Here is a 1288-nt window from a genome sequence, read left to right as displayed (position 1 = left end):
GTCTGTGGCATCAGGGTTTCGGGGTCGGCCGGTTTTGGCCCGCTCCGCGCGGTCGGTAGGGCGGCCGGACTTTCAAGACGGGCCGTTGGGCCCATAACTTCAATGAATGACAAGCGATCCCGACCGGATCGTGGGTTTTGGCAAGGTTCTTTTTGGTTTGAGCGCGAAAGCGACGGGTGTCGTTTAGCAAGTTTTCAGGATGAGAGGGGGGTTTTCAAATGGGCTATTTGAAAAATACCAACATGGACGCCATCGAAGAAGATGATCGTCTGAGAAGAGCAATCGAAAGCTATGTGCCCGGTGCCGGGGTGTCCGGTGACGGGGCGGGGACTGCGCCTGTCGCGGCGGCGCCCGAAACCCCCGATGACGCCGTTCAGGGGGCGACGCCCCCGGCGGATGATGGCGACGGCGGCAGCAGCGATGCCGGTCTGGAAGACGACGCGACCCTGGGTCTGGCGGCCGCTGGCACCGACGGGGAGGCATCCGTCGCGGCCGGTGGCGACGAGGATGCCGGGGCGGATGACGACGACTCGGCCCAGGGGCCGGCGGCGGCGCTTCCGGTCGTGGAAGAGGATAACGACGATGCCGCGGTGGTGGTCTCGGGCCCTGCCGGCGGCGCGGAAACCAGCGCCCCGGCTCCGGCCGCGGCGGCGGAGGGCGACCAGCCCGAAGTGACCGCGGCGGCGCCGGCGGATGCGCCGACCACGTCGGAGCGCGCGGATGTCGTGTCGCCGATGCCGGAACCTGGCCCGGCGCCGGTCTCCGTCGCGGCCGAAAGCCTGTCCGCACCGGCGCCGGCGGCGAGCATGTACACCCTGGCGCGCTATCTGAACGAATATAACACGCCCGCCGGCACCAACGACTTCTGGGATGATTTCTGGGGCGGCGGTTCGGATATCGTCACGCCGCATATCAACCTGACGAGCTCGGGCACCGAGGCGCAGAACGGCACGCTCTATTACAACGTCGTCGGCAACTGGTATGACTCCGACGGCCTGTCGGACGATCCCTATTCGGCCACGCGGATCGATGCGATCCGCCATGCCCTCAACGTCTACGAGGACATTCTCGGCATCAATTTCGTCGAGACCACCAGCACCTCGGCGAGCGTGGTCGACCTGGCCTTCGGCAACGAAGTCTCCGGTCAGGCCTTCGCCAACTTCAGCATGGGCGGCGGCGGCGAGATCTACGACGCCTATATCAACATCGCCAAGAACTGGTCGGGCACCGGCAACATCGGCGACTATTACTTCCATACCGCGCTGCATGAGATCGGCCATACGCTGGG

Annotated in this window: 1 pseudogene; it reads left to right on the top strand. The window is 65.6% G+C overall.

Annotated elements, in window-relative coordinates:
• Window positions 1–218 precede the first annotated feature (218 nt).
• A pseudogene (locus QO033_RS25220) lies at window positions 219–1288 on the top strand (hypothetical protein); the annotation flags it as partial.

Source organism: Pseudodonghicola flavimaris (assembly GCF_030164425.1).
GTDB classification, from domain to species: domain Bacteria; phylum Pseudomonadota; class Alphaproteobacteria; order Rhodobacterales; family Rhodobacteraceae; genus Pseudodonghicola; species Pseudodonghicola flavimaris.
Note: the sequence above shows the minus strand (reverse complement) of the source record. Positions and strands in the feature narration are given on the sequence as shown.